Raw genomic sequence first — 1198 nt, 5'->3', positions numbered from 1 at the left:
GGTCGCTGCGTCCGGGCCCAGCGGCGCCCTCGACCTGGAGGAGGCCGTCGACCTGCTCCGACGTGCCGGCCTGGCCACCCTGCTCGGCCCGGCGGCGCAGGGGGCCGCCGGGCAGGGCTGGGCGACCGCCCTGCAGGCGGTACGGCGGATCGCCGAGGTCGACCGTTCCGTCGGGCGGGCGCTGGGCGAGCACTACGTGTGGTCCCAGCTGCCGCTCTTCCACGGGACGGCGGGGCAGGCTGAGGAGATCCTCGCGAACGCCGCCCGCGAGGGGTGGTTCTTCGGCGCATCGATCGAGCTGCGCGACGCCGGGCTCGTGGCGGTCGACACCGGTCTGGACCTGGAGTTCTCGGGACGCTCGGCCTGCTCGACGGGGGCTGCGGTCGGGGACGTCACCTGGCTCAGGGCCTCGGTCGCCAGCGACGCCGACCCGGTGCTCGCCCTGGTGCTCTCACGTCACCGTGGCCTGGCCTTCGGCGGTGCAGCCGAGCAGGCCGGTCCCCAGGGCGCAGGTGAGGGCGACCTGACGGTGAGCGGGGTGGTCCTGCCGTGGTCGGCCGCCCTCGGGAGGGTCGAGAAGGTGCAGCGGCCGCGGCCCTACCGTCCGGTCACGCCCCTCGCCCTCGAGCTGGTGGAGGTCAACCTGCACCTCGGTGCTGCGCAGGCCGCGCTGCGCCCAGCGCCCGGGGTACGGGCTCGAGGCGCCGCCCACGCCCTGCTCGCCCGGCACGGTCACGTCACGACCCTCGCCGGGCAGGCCGGGGAGCTCCTGGAGGAGATCACCATGCTCCCCGGCGCCGCCACGCCTCGGGACAGGGAGGCCCTCGCGGCACTGGTCTCCGAGGCTGCCCACCGGGCCGTGGACCTCGTGCTCGACGTCGCCACCCCGACCCGGGCCGGCCCGCCGAGCCCGCCTGCACCTCCGTCGACGAGCCCAGGCCCCACCCGGGGCTGAGCGGCGTCGGGTGGACCTGCCAGTCCACCCGACGCCTGTCCCGCCGGTAGCCGCCGGCGGTCACGCAGCACCCGCCCCGAGGGGCCGGTGCCTTCCACGCAAGGAGAAGTATCCGATGTCCTCGACCCTGAGCACCACCGTCCACCCGCACCCGCACCCGCACCCGCGGGCGGCCCTCTCCCGACGTACGCGTCGGGCGGCCGGCCTCGGCCTCCTGCTGCCGGTGGCCCTCGCGGCCTGCGG

General features: G+C 76.6%; 1 pseudogene. It reads left to right on the top strand.

The features are described 5' to 3' along the window. A pseudogene (locus L0B03_RS18145) lies at nt 1-955 on the top strand (hypothetical protein); the annotation flags it as partial. Nucleotides 956-1198 lie beyond the last annotated feature (243 nt).

Origin of the sequence: Actinotalea sp. C106, from assembly GCF_023630195.1 — a bacterium.
GTDB lineage: Bacteria > Actinomycetota > Actinomycetes > Actinomycetales > Cellulomonadaceae > Actinotalea.
This window is presented reverse-complemented; position numbering and strand designations above follow the sequence as displayed.